Origin of the sequence: Acidovorax sp. LjRoot38, from assembly GCF_964252975.1 — a bacterium.
GTDB classification, from domain to species: Bacteria; Pseudomonadota; Gammaproteobacteria; order Burkholderiales; family Burkholderiaceae_C; genus Acidovorax; species Acidovorax facilis.
The window spans coordinates 558,305-574,843 of sequence record NZ_CAXUPT020000001.1 but is presented as its reverse complement, the minus strand read 5'-3'; the positions used below and the strand labels follow the sequence as shown (position 1 = coordinate 574,843).

Here is a 16,539-nt window from a genome sequence, read left to right as displayed (position 1 = left end):
AGGTGGGCCACAAGCGTGGCCCGCCCAAGTACGGGCTGGCCGCAATCGCGGTGCAAGGTGATGGCTCTGCAAGCTACCTCACGGCCTAGTTCAATGCCCGCTCTGATGCACGTGTACGCCACGCATCCATGTCATGAGATCCAAATGACTGGTTGTCGGCTTGTTGGTTACCCCAGAGTGAGCGGGGGCGGCCTTGGCACCGCGACGCTTCGGTTTGACAAAGCTAACACTGTGATTGGGGGCCGAGGGACTGTCTGCGGCGAGGTTTTCCAGAATCGCGCAATGGGCATGATCGTCACCTGCGCACACAGAAACCAACTGCTCTAACGCCGATTTCATCTCGACAATTTCCCGTAGCTTCCGCCAAATGGCGCTCGGCTATCGCTTTTAACTGCCGACGGCGTGTGTCACCCCATTGCATTGGCCGATCCACTCCTTGATCTGGGGCCTGGAGTGTTAAGGTTGTTCGATTTGCCGATACCGTCTGGGTCAGGAAAACGCTGCCCAGCAATATCAAGCAAATGACAAGGATTCTTCGCACGGAGGAGCTGTACTCCAGCTGCCTGCCGGCGCCCTGAGCACTGCCAGTCAAATGCTGCGCTGATTCACCCGCTTTGACAGCGCGTCTGCACTCTCGCGTCGCTCGCTATACCGATCCACCAGATAGTCTGCACTATCGCGGGTCAGCAGCGTGAACTTCACCAGCTCTTCCATTACATCCACCACACGCTCGTAGTAGCTTGATGGCTTCATGCGGCCACTTTCGTCGAACTCCAAAAAGGCTTTTGCGACCGACGACTGGTTGGGGATGGTGATCATGCGCATCCACCGACCCAGTACCCGCATCTGATTGACGGCATTGAACGACTGCGAGCCACCCGAGACTTCCATCACCGCCAGGGTCTTGCCCTGGGTCGGCCGCACGGCCCCCACGGACAGAGGTATCCAGTCGATCTGCATCTTCAGGATGCCGGTCATCGCGCCATGGCGCTCCGGTGAGGTCCAGACCATGCCCTCCGCCCATTGGGCCAGCTCTCGCAACTCCACCACCTTCGGATGGCTGTCGGGCTCTGCGTCCGGCAGTGGCAGCCCTCGCGGATCGTAGATGCGGGTTTCAGCACCGAGGGCGCGCAGCAGTCGCGCAGCCTCTTCGGTCAGCAATCGGCTATAGGAGCGCTCTCTCACAGAGCCGTAGAGCAGCAGGATGCGGGGTGCATGGGTAGAACGCTGTGCGGGCACCAGTCGCTCAAGATCGGCCTGCTCGAAGAGCGTGGCATCAACGTTGGGAAGATCCGGATTCATACCAGTCCTTTGAAGAGTTCACGACCTTGACCACCAGCAGCATGACCGGCACCTCGATGAGCACCCCCACCACCGTGGCCAGGGCCGCACCCGAATGAAAACCGAACAGGCTGATGGCTGTCGCCACGGCCAGCTCGAAGAAGTTGGAAGCACCGATCAATGCTGATGGGCAGGCAATGGCATGCTTTTCTCCCGCTGCGCGATTGAGCCAATACGCCAGTGCCGAGTTGAAGAACACCTGGATCAGGATGGGTACGGCCAGCAATGCGATGACCAGGGGCTGCTGCAGGATGGCCTCGCCCTGGAACGCGAACAGCAGCACCAGGGTGAGCAGTAGCGCAGCAATGGACCAGGGACCAATGCGATGCAGCGCAGCGTCGAACACGGCTTGACCTCGGGCCAGCAGTGCCCGGCGCAACCATTGGGCCAGCACAACGGGAATCAAGATGTACAGGACGACAGAGGTGAGCAACGTGTCCCACGGCACCGTGATTGCCGACAGGCCCAGCAGGAAAGCCACGAGCGGCGCGAACGCGACGATCATGATGCTGTCGTTCAGCGCGACCTGGGACAGCGTGAACAGCGGGTCGCCCCCCGTGAGACGGCTCCACACGAACACCATGGCGGTGCACGGGGCGGCGGCCAGCAGGATCAAGCCAGCGATGTAGCTGTCGATCTGGTCAGCTGGCAGGTATGGGGCAAACCACTGACGTATGAACAGCCAGCCCAGAAAAGCCATGGAGAATGGCTTGACCAGCCAGTTCACGAATAAGGTGACCCCGATGCCGCGCATGTGGTTGCGCACTTCGCCCAGGGCGGCGAAGTCCACCTTGAGCAGCATCGGAATGATCATCACCCAGATGAGCAGGCCCACCGGAATGTTCACGCGGGCGACTTCCCACGCACCAATCGCGCGTGCTGTTCCAGGAAACACCTGGCCCAACCCGATCCCCACCACGATGCACAGCACCACCCACACGGTGAGGTAGCGCTCGAACACGCTCATGCTGGATTTCTGCATCCCGTTTCTCAGTTTGTGACCAGTTGGCGAGCGGTGGTCTGAAGCACCGCCTTGGCCAGCTTGTCTTCGGGAAGGCTAACCAGCAGTTCGAGCCGACGCTTCATGGCGTGCAGCGTCTGGCGGAAGGCTTCAAGTTGCTGCTCGTCCGTGCCGTCGCCCTCGCTGGGGTCTGCATAGCCCCAGTGCGCTGTGGCGGGGTGGCCTAGCCAGATGGGGCAGACCTCGCCCGCCGCGTTGTCGCACACCGTGATGATCAGGTCCATCTGGGGCGCGTCGGGCGTGGCGAACTCATCCCAGCTCTTGCTGCGCAGGCCTTCGGTGGAAATGCCTGCTTTTTGCAGCACCTGCAGTCCGAGGGGGTTGGGCTGCTGGTTGTCGCGTGGGCTGCTCCCAGCGGAGTAGGCCTTGAACCGACCGGCACCCATGTCATTGAGCAGCGCTTCGGCCAGGATGCTGCGCGCCGAGTTGTGTGTGCAAAGAAAGAGAACTTTCAAGGGTTGTGGGGTTGCGCTCATGGTGAACTCCAGGGTCAATGGTGGTGAGATAGGTGAATCTGGGCTGAGCGCACAGGCGCTTGGGGCATGGATTGCCCTACAGGGAACCCTCAGCAGTTGCAGGAGGCGGCCTCTTCAGTGAGGCATAGCGCACCCTGGCAACAGTTTTCTGTCAGGTAGGCCAGCAGACCGTTCATGGTCTGGTACGAGGCGCGATACACCAGGTTGCGCCCGTGGCGCTCCTGGCTCACCAGGCCAGCATGGGCCAACTCTTTGAGGTGAAACGACAGGGTGTTGGAGGCTACTCCCAGCTGCTCGGAGATTGCGCCAGGGGTGAGACCATCCTTGCCTGCCACGACGAGTGCGCGGAAGACACGGAGGCGTACCTCTTGAGCAAGCGCTGCAAGCGAGCGGACAACTTCAGGCTCATTCATTTCTCAATAATACACCAATTATTGAAATATAAGCCGGCTAAATCCACTCCTATTTGCATGGCGAGTGGCGGCTCGGGAAATGCGATTCGCCCCAATGGCCGTGATGAGTGGCACGCTCCAAAATCACACACCCTGGCTCGACCATCGAGGTACGCAGTCCAAAAGGCGCCAGCATCGGTCAGGGGTGGCGGCTTGCATCCGAAATCCTTGATTGAAGGAATCAGTCAGTAGACTGATTGGTCTTCTCTCAGGGCCGTCAACAACAACAGAAGGGATTTCTCGACTGCGGCACGATCCCGCTCACTCAGGCAGGCAAGCAATTGCACTGCGTGGTCATCCAGGGCAGCATTCCAATGATTGACTGACTGAAACCCTTCGTCGGTGAGCGTGACCAACCATTTCCGGGAATCGGCGGGATTGGGCTCCTTGACGACCAGACCACGGGTCGCAAGTGCGTCAACAGAACGCGACACCCAACTTTTTTCGCGTCCAACCCGCCTGCCCAGTTCAGTCATCGCAAGCGTCCCGGAGCGCTCCAGTTCGGCGAGCAGATTGCATTGGCTGTTCATCTTGCTGTTGCGTTCCACTGACCTACTTTGCGATTGTGTGAACAAACGGGCGACCTCCCGCAACAGACTTCCCGAAATGGCCGTTGTCATTTTGGTGCGTATTGCAGTGGATAGTATGAAGTCTTGGTTTTTTTGTGTGGCCAACGCTTCCGCTCAAGAGCCAAGGCGGTCGGCTCATAGCGCCGAAACTAGCTCGTGGAAGTGAGCATGTTCAGCCAACTATGCGGTCTGGCTACCCTCGTACCCTTCGAAGAAGGCGCAGGCCATTGCCCACCACCAGCAAGCTGGCCCCCATGTCCGCGAAGACCGCCATCCACATAGTGGCCGTGCCAACGACAGCCATCACCAGGAAGACGCTTTTGATGCCCAGTGCCAGGGTGATGTTCTGCCAGAGAATGGCGTGGGTGCGCTTGGATAGACGCACTGTCTCGGCGACGCGCTGCAGGTCATCGTTCATGATGACTACATCGGCGGCTTCCATGGCCGTGTCAGTTCCCGCTGCACCCATGGCAAAACCGATGTCGGCCTGCGCCAGCGCCGGCGCATCGTTGATGCCGTCGCCGGTCATGCCGGTAGCGCCATAGCGCTTTTGCATTTCCTTGATGGCATCGAGCTTGGCTTCGGGCAGCAGATCTCCACGGGCGTCATCAATGCCGGCCTGCGCCGCGATGGCTTTTGCGGTGGCCGTGTTGTCGCCGGTCAGCATCACCGAGGTCACACCCAGTGCCTTGAGATCGACGATGGCCTGTTTCGATGTCTCACGGATGGTGTCCGCTACCGCGAACAGCGCCAGGACGCCCGAATCGTCAGCCAGGAGGGTTACCGTGCGGCCTTGCTTTTCGTGGATGACCAGCTCCGCCTCCAGCTCCGGACCACACAGTCCTTGCTCATGGATCAAACGGTGATTGCCCAGCATCAAGCGCATACCATTGACCATGCCTTCGACACCGCGCCCAGGCAAGGCCTTGAAGCTTTCTGCTTCTGGGTCCTTTACGTCCAAGCCCTGGACAATCGCCTTTGAAACCGGGTGATCGGAGCGAGCCGCCAGGCTGGCAGCCATTTGCTGGACTGCTACCTCGTTACCGGCACCCCACACCTGCCACTTCACCAGCTTGGGTTTGCCTTCGGTGATGGTGCCGGTCTTGTCCAGCGCCACCGCCTTCAGAAGCCGGGCATCTTCCAAGTAGGTTCCGCCCTTGATCAAGATCCCACGGCGCGCTCCTGCGGCCAATCCGCTGACCACCGTGACCGGCGTGGAAATGACCAGAGCGCATGGGCAGGCGATCACCAGCAGGACCAGGGCCTTGTAGAGCGCCTCCAGCCAGGTAAGGCCCATCAGGAAAGGAGTGAGGACCGCCACCGCCACGGCAATGGCGAAGACTGCGGGGGTGTAGATGGAGGCGAACCGATCCACAAAGCGCTGCGTCGGAGCGCGCGTGCCCTGCGCCTGCTCAACGGCCTGGATGATCCTGGCCAGGGTGGTGTTGCTCGACAGGGCTGTGACCTCGAACTCCAGCTCACCAGTCTCGTTGATCGTGCCGGCGAACACCTGGTCGCCAGGTGCCTTGTCCACGGGGATGCTCTCGCCAGTCACGGGGGCCTGGTTGATGGCGCCATTGCCCTTGGTCACCTTACCGTCCAGCGGCACGCGTTCGCCCGGCTTGATGCGCACGGTCGCTCCGATGGCGACCGAAGCCACCGGTGTAGCGGTCCATGCTCCGTTGGTGCCCAGTACCAAAGCCTCTTCGGGCGCCAGTTCCAGCAAGCCCTTGATAGCGTTTCGGGCCCGGTCCACTGCCTTGGCTTCGATGAGCTCCGCAATCGCGTACAAAGCCATCACCATCGCGGCTTCTGGCCACTGACCAATGAGGAATGCGCCGGTGACGGCCACCGACATCAGCGCATTGATGTTCAGCTTGCCGCGCAGCAGCGCCGCAATGCCTTTTTTGTAGGTGTCGATGCCGGCCAGCCAGATAGCCAGAGCGGCAATCGCCATGCCGGCCACTTTCCAGGCCATATGGTCGGGCGCGAAGAACGAAAGTACCTCAGCGCCTGTGGCGAACACCAGCGCGGCTACCAGCCGGGAGATGCCGCCTGCAAAACCATGTCCATGGTCGTCGCCTTCGGCTGGTTCGCCCGCCTGTCCGCCCTCGGAGCCATTGGCGCCTGGAACTGGCTGCGGATCGAAGCCCGCTTTGCGCATGGCGTCGAGTGCCAACGGGTAGGTGCCTTCGTTGGCATCGATCTTGAGCGTCCGCGCGCCGAGCTGAAAGCCCAGAGAGCGGATCCCATCCAGAGGCTCCAGCGCTCGGCGAATCTCCGCCTCCTCGGCGCTGCAGTCCATGGTCGCAATGCGAAACACCCGGCCTAGGCTACCCTGGGTGTTTGCCGCAGTGACCACGGGCTGTGGATCGAAACCCGCCTTGCGGATGGCATCGAGCGCAAGGGGCAAGGCGCGATCCTCCGCATCGATCTTCAGCGTGCGCGCGCCGAGCTGGAAACCCAACGAGCGGATTCCCTCAAGCGGTTCCAGAGCCCGCCGGATCTCCGACTCTTCGGCACTGCAGTCCATGGTGGCGATTCGGAACAGCTTGCCCTGGCCCGGGCTGCTTGTGGCTGCAGGGACCACTGCTGCGGTACTGGAACAGCCCGAGGAGCAGCAGGTGTCAACAGTGGTGGGAGGTGTGCTTGTTTCTGATTTCATAGCCCAATTGGAACCCTTCAAGTAGCTTTAAAGTCAAGCAGCAAAAAAGAATATGGCTGCTTTGTCCTGGGTAAATCGGATTTCTTAACGGTCCGTACTCAGTCGCAGGGGCACAGGATCGACCCCACCCCGTCGAAAAACAACATCAATTCGGGGGGATTTCGATTCCCACATTCGTTACCCCGTTTTCTGACGATGCAAAGGGCTTTCCCTGGTGCATGCGTGCAATAGCTCCTACTATGGCCAACCCAAGGCCATGGTTACTCTGCCCATGACTACGAGCCGGATCTGCACGGAAGAATCGGTCAAACAGCTGCGGGAGTAGCTCGGGATCGATAGTGCTGCCGTAGTTGGTGACACTGATCAACACACGGCCCTCATCGATAGTTCTGAGGTTGACTTGGACGATTGAGCCAGGGTTCGCGTATCGGGTGGCGTTGCCGAGCAAGTTCGACAGGGCCCGGCGCAACAACGGCACGTCGAAAGCGCCATGCGCATCGCCGACCACCTTAGCGGTGAGACCAGCCTCGGCCAGTGCCGCTTCGTGGTAATCCAGTACGTCAGCAGCCACTGATGCAAGAGTCGCAACGGGGGCCCGACGTGCTCCCACACCCCGATCCGCCTGGGACAGGAACAGCATGTCATTGACGATGCCCGTCAGGCGGTGCAGCTCCTCCAAATTGGACGCCAGCACCTCGCGAATATCCGCCTGCTCAGGGCGCAGCAAAGCCAGTTCATTGTTGGCAATGAGCGTGGCCAAAGGCGTGCACAACTCATGCGCCACGTCCGCATTGAAGCCTTCCATCTGGGAATAGGCCTTCTCAATGCGAGCAAGGAGCGCGTTGAACTGGTCGATCAAAGGCACGAGCTCAAGGGGCTGCTCGGCGCTGTCGAGACGTTGATGCAGATTGTCAGCCGACACTGCGCGCGTCTGACTGGCCAGTCTTCGGACGGGCGCCAGGCCCAAGTTGACCAGGGAGAATCCGCCTAGCGATACAACGACGGCCCCACCGATGGCTGCGACCAGCAAGGTAAGAGCAAGTCGGTGCAACAACTGGTTGTCGGTTTGGATATCCAGCGACAGCTGAACGCGCAAGTTCTTTGAGGGAGTCTGGTCCGTAGTCTGTGCTACTTCGAACTGCCGTTGGCGCCATACCGTCTTCGCATTCTGGTTGCGGGTGTGGGCGTAGAGAACAATCCCGTCCGCCCGCGCGACTTCGAGCGACAGATCTCCGTGCCCAACAAGGAAGTCATCGAGTTTGTGCGCAAGGTCTTCCGAATCCCCATGCTCCTTGCCATCCACTAGCAAGTGCCGAATGACGTTTTCCTTTTGCGCCAGCGTTTCCTCTTGCCGATCACGAAAGTTGAACTCGGTCACCAGATACACCGCCAGACAGACCACCCCGAGTCCGGCAAAGCTCTGCAGCGCCAGCCACCAAGACAACCGCTGGCGCAATGAGCGATGTTGGGCCAGCTCCTTCATCCGTTGCGGTCCTCCATCACGTATCCCATGCCGCGAATAGTATGGAGCAGCGTAGTGTCAAACGGCACATCGATCTTGGTACGGAGGCGCCGGATCGCGACCTCCACCACGCTGGTATCGCTGTCGAAGTTCATGTCCCACACCTGTTCAGCGATCTCAGTGCGAGAAAGCACTTCGCCTTTTCTTCTCAGAAACAGAGTCAGCAGCAGAAACTCCTTCGCAGTCAACTCCAAGCGCTGGCCACACCGGGACGCTTTGCGCCGTACCAGGTCTAATTCCAGGTCGCCCAACCGCAGTTGCGTGGGCTCTGCGGCATCCCGCGCGCCATGGGTCCGCCGCAGCAGCACCTGGATGCGGGCGCTCAGTTCGGAAAACGCAAAGGGCTTGACCAGATAGTCGTCGGCACCCGTCTTGAGTCCCAATACCCGATCCTCGACGCGGACCCTTGCTGTCAACATCAAGACCGGAGTCTGCTTGGTCTTGCGAAAGGCCGTTAAAAGGCTGAAGCCGTCGATCCCTGGGAGCATCGCGTCCAAGACCAGCAGATCGTGCACGCCTTCCAGAGCCATGTGAAGGCCATCTACCCCGTTGTGCGCAACGTCCACCACGTAGCCAGCCTCTCCCAGGCCCTTGCGCAGGTACTCGGCCAGCTTGACTTCGTCTTCGATGAGCAGAATTTTCATGCCGCCATTCTCGAAGAATGCGGCCAGTTGGTAGTTTACAAATTTGTAATCTGGCTGTTGGCGCCGTGTCGCGCGCGGATTTTTACAGTGTCTCCGTGTCGAAAGGCATAGTCCCGGCAGATCGCCGAGGGCTAACTGATATCAAGGGACAACACCATGACTGTTCGCAAACCCCTCGCCCTCACTCTGATCGCCTTCACAATTGCGGCTCCAGGATTTTCATCTGCCTCGTCGCTGTACCATCCTGCTGGTGGCGAAGTGGGCATGACCACACATCCCGACCACATGCAAAGCGCAATGTCCCGTGGCGATGTGCTTCAGGCTGTCGAAGTAGCGCGCAAGGATGGCACGCTGGCAGTCCTTTCGCGCGGGGGTGCGCTGCCAGTCAAAGCAACAGGCTCAACAAAGACGCGTGAGCAGGTCCAACAGGAATTTCTCAACATGTCGGCAGCTGAAAAGAAGGCGCTTCTGGACATGAACGGCGGCGCTCGCTGATTTCCCAACCCAGTGCCCTTCAGCGGCCATCCAAGCCTCAGTACGCCCTTCATGACGCATGCTAGACTTCAAAAATGCGCCGCTTGATCGCTGTTTTTATGCTTGCATTGCTTCCGTTCCAGTTCAGCTGGTCTGCGGTGGCTGCTTATTGCATGCATGAGAGCTCAACCGCGCAGTCGCAGCACCTTGGGCATCACGAACACAAGCATGAAGCCAAAGGCGGGACTGGTCAGGCCGAAAAGTCCAGCCAGGGAGCCGATGCATTTGATGTTGACTGCTCAGTCTGTCATGGCGCGGGTATCGGGGCCTTGAACTGGTCAGATGCAAAGCCAGTCTTCATCCATGAAAGCCGCGTGGAGCCTCCTTCAGGCAAGCGCCTGCTGGCTGTAACCCCCACGCCCCCAGACCGCCCTCAGTGGTCCGTCCTCGCCTGATCGGCGGGGGCATCTCACTTTTCTTTTTCAGTCTTGTCCGCCATCGCGGCCGAAGCAGTTGCGTGTGTTGCAGCTGGAGTGACTGACGAGTTGCCAGGCAGCTGCACGGTTGCCAGTCCGCCGATTCCCTCGTGTTTTGAAATCACTGGAGAATCGGATGTTCAAGGGTACTTACCTTCAAGAGATGCCGCACGCATGGCGCGGCGGTAGAAAGATCAAGCTCGCGGCAGGCGCCGCAGCTATATGGCTGAGCGCCTCGGGCGGTGCCTTTTCCCAGGGCCTGCCACCAGGGCCAGCCGTTGGCGAACGAGCACCTCAGTCTGCTGCAGCGGCCGCAGCTGAGCCTTTGTCGCTGGCCAAGGCCATCGAACTGGCCCTGGAGGGAAATCCGGAGGTGGCTGCGGCAAAGCGCCAATGGGAGGCAACCGAAGGACAGGTTCTTCAAGGACGCTCGCGCCCCAATCCAGAGCTCGCGTACTCGCTGGAAGACACACGCTCCAAAACACGTACGCAAAGCTGGCAACTCAATCTTCCCGTAGAACTGGGTGGAAAGCGTGCGGCACGCACTAAGGCGGCCGAAAAAACGCGCGAGCAAGCACAAGCCCAACTCGCCGAGCTGCAAGCCACCGTGCGGGCCAATGTCGCTGCCGCTTACTTTGATGTTCTGACTGCGCAGGAACGATTGGTACTGGCCAGAGACAGCGCAGCGCTGGCCAAATCCTCAACGGATACCGTCTCAAAGCGTGTAGCCGCTGGCAAAGTATCCCCTGTGGAAGAGTCCAAGGCCCGGGTTGCAGAAGCCGGCGTTCGCGTCGAACTCGCCCAGGCCGCGAGCGAACAACGCAATGCTCTGTCCCGCCTGTTCGCGCTGTTGGGACAGATCGATGCGCCTTACACCGTGCTGGAGGGCAAGGCCGAGAAACTGCCCTCGGTCCCGAGCCTCGCCGATCTCCAGCCCTTGATTTCTTCTGCGCCAGGCGTGGTACTTGCGCGAATCGAGGTGGATCGGCGCAAGGCATTGACCGCCCTGGAGCAAAGCAAGCGCGTGCCCGATGTCACCGTCAGCGTCGGCATGCAGCGCAGCAACGAAACGCAGCGCAACGTCCTTCTTTTCGGGGTCTCTGTGCCTCTTCCCGTCTTCGACCGCAACCAAGGCAACCTCCTGGAGGCGCTGAAACTTGAGGACAAGGCCCGCGATGAGCTGCAAGCAGCCACCGTGCGCCTGCACAGCGAAGTGGCGCAGGCACGAGAGCGCCTTTCCACGATCACCGCAGAGGTTCAGTCACTGCAGCAGGAAGTTCTGCCCGGTGCGAAGTCGGCCTATGACGCCGCCACCATTGGGTTCGAGAACGGTAAGTTCAATTTCCTGGAAGTGCTCGATGCCCAACGCACTTACTTCACAGCCAAATCCCAGTACCTCAAAGCCCTTGGCGAAGCACACCGTGCAGCGGCTGATATCGACCGCCTGCTCGGGGCCAGCATGGTTCCCGGCCTGATCGCAACGCAACACTGAGCATGACCATGAACACGAACTCCAGCAAATCCACCATCAGTAAAAAACACCTGATCGCCATTGCAGTAGTCCTCGCAATAGGGGGCGGCGCGGGAACCTTCATCTTGCAAGGTGGCGGCAAGCCCAAAGCCGCAGCCACCGAGGACGATGGCCACGGTCACGGCGGCCATACCGAGGCCAAGGGACACGGCGACGGCGAGCACCATGGCAAGGGTAGCGAAAAGGGCCACGACGATGACAAGGGGCATGCCGATGGTGAACACCATGAAAAGAGCGAAGCCAAGGGACCACATGGCGGTACCGTGTTCAAGGAAGGCGACTTCAGCTTGGAAGCATTGTTGTCTGAAGACGGTGGCGAGCCTCGACTGCGAATCTGGCTGTCCGACAAAGATAAACCGCTGCCCCTGAATGCTGCAACGGTCACGGCAACTGTGACCCGCCCGACAGATGAAAAGCAGAAACTGACGTTTGCCGCTGAAAAAGACAGTCTTGTCAGCCGAGAGATCGTTGCTGAACCCCATGCTTTCGACATCGAGATCATTGCGCAGACTGCCACAGAGCCTTTCATGTTCGTGATGAGCAAGGAAGAAGGAAAGATCGAACTGACCGATGCCCAGATAAAGGCTGCATCCATCAGCCTGGACGCTGCTGTGAAAGCCAACATCAAGACGGCGTTGCTCCTTCCCGGGGAGATACGCTTGAACGAAGATCGCACGTCTCACGTTGTTCCCCGGCTTGCGGGAGTCGTGGAAAGCGTCAATGCCAGCTTGGGCCAAGTGGTCAAGAAAGGGCAAGTTTTGGCGGTGATCGCGAGCCCGACTGCTTCCGAGCAACGCAGCGAGCTGCAGACGGCCCAAAAGCGCTTATCGCTGGCAAAGACCACCTACGAGCGAGAAAAAAAGCTGTGGGAGCAGAAGGTGTCTGCCGAGCAGGACTACCTGCAGGCCAAGCAGGCCTTGAGCGAAGCAGAGGTCGCAGTAGCCAACGCCAATCAGAAACTGAGCGCGATGGGCCTGTCCGCCTCGTCGGTAGCAGGACTGAACCGTATCGAGTTGCGAGCGCCCTTTGATGGCATTGTCATCGAGAAGCACCTTAGTCTCGGCGAAGCCGTGAAGGAAGATGCTGCGGTTTTCACCATCTCGGACCTTTCCCAGGTGTGGGCTGAGATCAATGTTCCGGCGAAAGATCTGCCATCGGTTCGTGTGGGCGAAAAGGTCACGATCAAGGCCACCGCCTTTGACGCCTCCGCTACAGGCACTGTCGCTTTTGTAGGAGCGCTCATTGGCGAGCAAACCCGCACGGCAAAAGCCCGCGTGGTTCTTGACAACCCCAAGGGCGCTTGGCGCCCCGGCCTGTTTGTCAATGTTGAGGTGGTGTCCGAAGAAACGGCAGCGCCTGTAACCATCTCGGCCGACGCCGTCCAAAACGTCGGGGAAAAGCCGGTGGTCTTCCTCAAGGTTGATGGAGGCTTTATCGCTCAACCCGTGAAGCTGGGCCGAAGCGATGGCAAGCGGGTCGAAGTCCTCTCGGGTCTCAAAGCCGGTATGCCCTACGCCTCGACCGGCAGCTTCGTCGTGAAGTCTGAACTCGGCAAGGGATCTGCCGAACACACGCACTGATCGCGGAGCGCATACATGTTTGAAAAACTCATTCGATTCTCGATCGAGCAGCGATGGTTGGTGCTTCTAGCGGCCCTGGGCATGGCGGCGCTTGGCGTCATCAGCTACCAAAAGCTGCCTATCGATGCGGTCCCTGACATCACGAACGTCCAGGTTCAGATCAACACACAGGCCGCAGGCTACTCGCCTTTGGAGACTGAGCAGCGGGTTACATACCCCATTGAGACGGTCATGGCTGGCCTGCCAAACCTGGAGCAGACCAGGTCGCTTTCGCGGTACGGTCTGTCGCAGGTGACCGTCATTTTTAAAGACGGAACCGACATCTATTTTGCTCGGCAGCTCGTCAACGAGCGTATCCAGGAGGCGCGCGACAAGCTGCCTGCCGGCATCACGCCAGCGCTGGGGCCCATCTCGACCGGGCTGGGCGAAATCTATCTCTGGACTGTCGAAACCAAGGACGGGGCGAAGAAGCCCGATGGCTCACCCTATACCGCAACAGACCTGCGCGAGATTCAGGACTGGATCATCAAGCCACAGCTGCGAAATGTTCCTGGCGTGACCGAGATCAATTCCATTGGCGGCTTTGCCAAGGAATACCAGATCGCGCCCATCCCTGAACGCCTGGCTTCTCTGGGCGTGACACTGCAGGATGTGGTCACTGCGCTGGACCGCAACAACGGCAATGTGGGCGCGGGCTATATCGAAAAGCGTGGCGAGCAGTATCTGATTCGTGCACCTGGTCAGGTGAAGTCGCTGGAAGACATCGGTAACGTGATCCTCAGCAGCGCCAACGGTGTTCCTGTGCGCGTTCGCGACGTGGCAGAAGTTGGCATTGGCCGGGAACTGCGCACAGGTGCTGCAACAGACAACGGACGCGAAGTGGTCCTCGGCACGGTGTTCATGCTGATCGGCGAGAACAGCCGGACTGTCTCGCAGGCGGTGGACAAGAAGATGTTGGAAGTCAACAAGAGCCTCCCAGAGGGGGTGCACGCGGTGACTGTCTACGACCGTACCGTGCTTGTTGACAAAGCCATCAGTACGGTGAAGAAGAACCTGCTGGAAGGCGCGGTTCTGGTGATCGTGATCCTGTTCCTCTTTCTGGGCAACATCCGTGCCGCCATCATCACGGCAATGGTCATCCCCTTGTCGATGCTTTTTACCTTCACGGGTATGGTTCAGTACAAGGTGAGCGCCAACCTGATGAGCCTGGGAGCGTTGGACTTCGGCATCATCATCGACGGAGCGGTGGTGATCGTTGAGAACTGCGTACGGAGACTTGCCCATGCACAAGCGCACCACGGTCGGCCACTGACGCGGGCTGAGCGCTTCCATGAGGTGTTTTTGGCATCCCAGGAGTCAAGGCGTCCATTGCTGTTCGGACAGCTCATCATCATGGTGGTGTACCTGCCCATCTTCGCGCTGACAGGCGTTGAAGGGAAGATGTTCCACCCCATGGCATTCACGGTGGTCGCGGCACTGCTGGGCGCCATGGTTCTGTCGGTGACATTCATCCCCGCAGCGGTGGCCCTGTTCATCGGCAATCGGGTCAGCGAGAAGGAAAACTTCCTGCTGGGCCATGCCAAGCGCTTGTATGGTCCACTGCTCGACCGTGTCATGGCCGCCAAGGCGGTCGTACTGACCGCAGCTGCAGTTGCGGTGATCTTGTGCGGGTTGATCGCCACGCGTATGGGCAGCGAGTTTGTACCCAATCTCAATGAAGGCGACTTTGCGATCCAGGCGCTGCGCATCCCAGGCACCAGCCTTTCCCAGTCAGTCCAAATGCAGCAGCAAATTGAAAGGACCTTGAAAGAGAAATTCCCCGAGATCGAGCGCATCTTCGCCAGAACCGGTACTGCGGAGATTGCCTCGGACCCCATGCCGCCGAACATTTCGGACGGGTACATCATGCTCAAGCCAATGGCCGAATGGCCCGAACCTCGAAAAACCCGCGACGAATTACTCGCGGCGATTCAGGAAGTCATCGGGAAAATCCCGGGCAACAACTATGAGTTCTCCCAGCCCATTCAGCTGCGCTTTAACGAGCTGATCTCCGGGGTGCGCAGTGACGTAGCCGTGAAGATCTTCGGTGACGACATGGATGTCCTGAACAAGTCCGCAGAAGAAGTCTCCGCAATGCTGCAGAAGATTCAGGGCTCCTCTGAGGTGAAGGTTGAGCAGACGACGGGGCTTCCGATGCTCACCGTGAACATCGACCGCCAGAAGGCTGCTCGCTATGGTCTGAACGTTGCCGACATTCAAGACACCGTGGCCACCGCTATCGGTGGACGCGAGGCCGGCACTATGTTCGAGGGCGACCGCAGATTCGACATCCTGGTTCGTCTGCCTGAATCCCTGCGCAACGATCTCGAAGGGATGAAGCGCCTTCCTATCCCGCTGCCGCGTTCTGCCAATGGGACAGAGGCCAAAACGAACTTCATCCCGCTGGGCGAGGTAGCAACATTCGAGCTTGCTCCTGGCCCCAACCAGGTGAGCCGAGAAAACGGCAAGCGCCGCATCGTCGTGAGCACCAACGTGCGCGGGCGCGATGTGGGCTCTTTCGTCGCAGAGGCTGAGAAAGGCCTGGCCCAGATCAAGATTCCTACCGGCTATTGGACGAGCTGGGGCGGAACCTTCGAGAACTTGCAGTCGGCCACGCAGCGCCTGCAGATCGTCGTGCCGGTGTCCCTGCTGCTGGTTTTCGTGCTGCTGTTCGCTATGTTCGGCAACGTCAAGGATGGTCTGCTGGTCTTCACTGGCATCCCATTCGCTTTGACGGGGGGCATCCTGGCGCTTTGGCTTCGCGACATTCCGATGTCTATCTCTGCGGCTGTCGGCTTCATCGCGCTTTCTGGGGTGGCCGTGCTCAATGGTCTGGTGATGATTTCGTACATCCGCAGCTTGAGGGAAGGCGGCGTTGGTCTTGACGAAGCAATCCGTGACGGCGCGCTCACCCGGCTACGGCCGGTTCTGATGACTGCCCTGGTGGCCTCGCTGGGCTTCATTCCAATGGCCATTGCGACAGGCACCGGCGCTGAAGTCCAGCGTCCCCTGGCCACCGTGGTGATCGGCGGAATTCTCTCGTCCACGCTGCTCACGCTTCTCGTGCTGCCGATTCTTTACCGTCTGGCCCACCGGCCCGATGAGGAAGATGAGGACGTGTCCGCTGAGCCCTCGCATCCCCCAGACGTGTCCGCGTCCGCGTAGTTGAAACGGTCCCGCTCGCTGATCGTGGGGCCGTCCCTTTTCTCCACCCCCAAAGGAACTGTCATGAAACTTTCCCAACTCATTCTCGCCCTGTCTGTGTCGATCTCGGGCGCAGCCTTCGCTGCGGACAATCACGGCCACGACCTAAAGCCGATGCACGGTGGTGCTGTCGCAGAAGCCAAGGAGGTCGAGTACGAATTCGTTGCCAGCGCCGACAAGCTGCAGCTCTATATGCGCGACCATGGAAAGCCCGTTGCCGTTGCGGGAATGACCGCCAAGGTCACGCTGCTGGCAGGCAGCGAGAAACAGGATGTCCAGCTCCAAGCCGGTGACGGCAAGCTGGAAGCCACGGGCAGCTTCAAAGTCCCCGCCGGTACCAAAGTCGTCGTCGCCGTCTCGAAGGCTGGCAAGTCGATTGCCTCCGTCCGCTTCACGCTGAAGTAGTACACGAAGGCCGGCTGGGGGGATTGCCTTCGCAACGCTTCCAGAAGTGATCCCACTTTCCGCAGTCCGTTCACGTCAAAGCAGCTGACTACATATCGGCGAGTTCGGACCGCCCATCGGCAACATGCCTGTGCTGGAGG

General features: G+C 59.7%; 14 protein-coding genes. 6 read left to right on the top strand and 8 right to left on the bottom strand.

Annotated features, from left to right (window positions below; translation table 11 throughout):
- Nucleotides 1–588: 588 nt before the first annotated feature.
- The 8 genes from arsH to ACSQ22_RS02545 all read right to left on the bottom strand — a co-directional run bounded on the left by arsH (nt 589) and on the right by ACSQ22_RS02545 (nt 8,690).
- Nucleotides 589–1,302, bottom strand: a complete 714-nt coding sequence (arsH, locus tag ACSQ22_RS02580) for an arsenical resistance protein ArsH (protein WP_055396770.1) — start codon at nt 1,300–1,302, stop codon at nt 589–591.
- Nucleotides 1,277–2,323 (bottom strand): ACR3 family arsenite efflux transporter, encoded by a 1,047-nt coding sequence (arsB, locus tag ACSQ22_RS02575; protein WP_197506379.1) that lies wholly within the window; start codon nt 2,321–2,323, stop codon nt 1,277–1,279. Before arsB ends, arsH begins: the two co-directional genes overlap by 26 nt.
- Before the next feature lie 8 nt (nt 2,324–2,331).
- A complete protein-coding gene (locus ACSQ22_RS02570; RefSeq protein ID WP_063459417.1) occupies nt 2,332–2,838 on the bottom strand; it encodes an arsenate reductase ArsC in 507 nt (168 codons plus the stop codon).
- Nucleotides 2,839–2,927: 89 nt separating this feature from the next.
- Nucleotides 2,928–3,251 carry an ArsR/SmtB family transcription factor gene (locus ACSQ22_RS02565; RefSeq protein WP_063459325.1) on the bottom strand — a complete coding sequence of 108 codons (324 nt, stop codon included), beginning with the start codon at nt 3,249–3,251 and terminating at the stop codon, nt 2,928–2,930.
- A gap of 224 nt (nt 3,252–3,475) precedes the next feature.
- Complete coding sequence (locus ACSQ22_RS02560; protein ID WP_024815622.1) at nt 3,476–3,910, bottom strand: MarR family winged helix-turn-helix transcriptional regulator; 435 nt, start codon at nt 3,908–3,910, stop codon at nt 3,476–3,478.
- A 142-nt stretch (nt 3,911–4,052) separates the two neighbouring features.
- The gene (locus ACSQ22_RS02555; RefSeq protein WP_255424298.1) at nt 4,053–6,449 is read right to left on the bottom strand and encodes a heavy metal translocating P-type ATPase; all 2,397 of its coding nucleotides are present in this window, start codon (nt 6,447–6,449) and stop codon (nt 4,053–4,055) included.
- Between the two features lie 220 nt (nt 6,450–6,669).
- The gene (locus tag ACSQ22_RS02550) at nt 6,670–8,007 is read right to left on the bottom strand and encodes a heavy metal sensor histidine kinase (protein ID WP_082836287.1); all 1,338 of its coding nucleotides are present in this window, start codon (nt 8,005–8,007) and stop codon (nt 6,670–6,672) included.
- A complete protein-coding gene (locus tag ACSQ22_RS02545; RefSeq protein ID WP_063459324.1) occupies nt 8,004–8,690 on the bottom strand; it encodes a heavy metal response regulator transcription factor in 687 nt (228 codons plus the stop codon). The genes ACSQ22_RS02550 and ACSQ22_RS02545 overlap by 4 nt, the downstream gene beginning before the upstream one ends.
- A 156-nt stretch (nt 8,691–8,846) precedes the next feature.
- Here ACSQ22_RS02545 and ACSQ22_RS02540 point away from each other — a divergent pair, with 156 nt between their 5' ends.
- From ACSQ22_RS02540 to ACSQ22_RS02515, 6 genes are all read left to right on the top strand, one after another.
- Nucleotides 8,847–9,185, top strand: coding sequence for a DUF4148 domain-containing protein (locus tag ACSQ22_RS02540; protein ID WP_069103149.1), 339 nt, complete (start codon nt 8,847–8,849; stop codon nt 9,183–9,185).
- Between the two features lie 74 nt (nt 9,186–9,259).
- Nucleotides 9,260–9,619, top strand: a complete 360-nt coding sequence (gene czcI, locus ACSQ22_RS02535; protein ID WP_082836286.1) for a cation efflux protein, CzcI family — start codon at nt 9,260–9,262, stop codon at nt 9,617–9,619.
- A 157-nt stretch (nt 9,620–9,776) separates the two neighbouring features.
- Nucleotides 9,777–11,132 carry a TolC family protein gene (locus ACSQ22_RS02530; protein WP_082836285.1) on the top strand — a complete coding sequence of 452 codons (1,356 nt, stop codon included), beginning with the start codon at nt 9,777–9,779 and terminating at the stop codon, nt 11,130–11,132.
- A 2-nt stretch (nt 11,133–11,134) separates the two neighbouring features.
- On the top strand, nt 11,135–12,751 hold the full coding sequence (locus ACSQ22_RS02525) for an efflux RND transporter periplasmic adaptor subunit (RefSeq protein ID WP_082836284.1): 1,617 nt from the start codon (nt 11,135–11,137) through the stop codon (nt 12,749–12,751).
- Nucleotides 12,752–12,766: 15 nt separating this feature from the next.
- Complete coding sequence (locus tag ACSQ22_RS02520; protein ID WP_063459323.1) at nt 12,767–15,955, top strand: CusA/CzcA family heavy metal efflux RND transporter; 3,189 nt, start codon at nt 12,767–12,769, stop codon at nt 15,953–15,955.
- Nucleotides 15,956–16,018: 63 nt separating this feature from the next.
- Nucleotides 16,019–16,399 carry a hypothetical protein gene (locus ACSQ22_RS02515; RefSeq protein WP_063459322.1) on the top strand — a complete coding sequence of 127 codons (381 nt, stop codon included), beginning with the start codon at nt 16,019–16,021 and terminating at the stop codon, nt 16,397–16,399.
- The last annotated feature ends 140 nt before the right edge of the window (nt 16,400–16,539 follow it).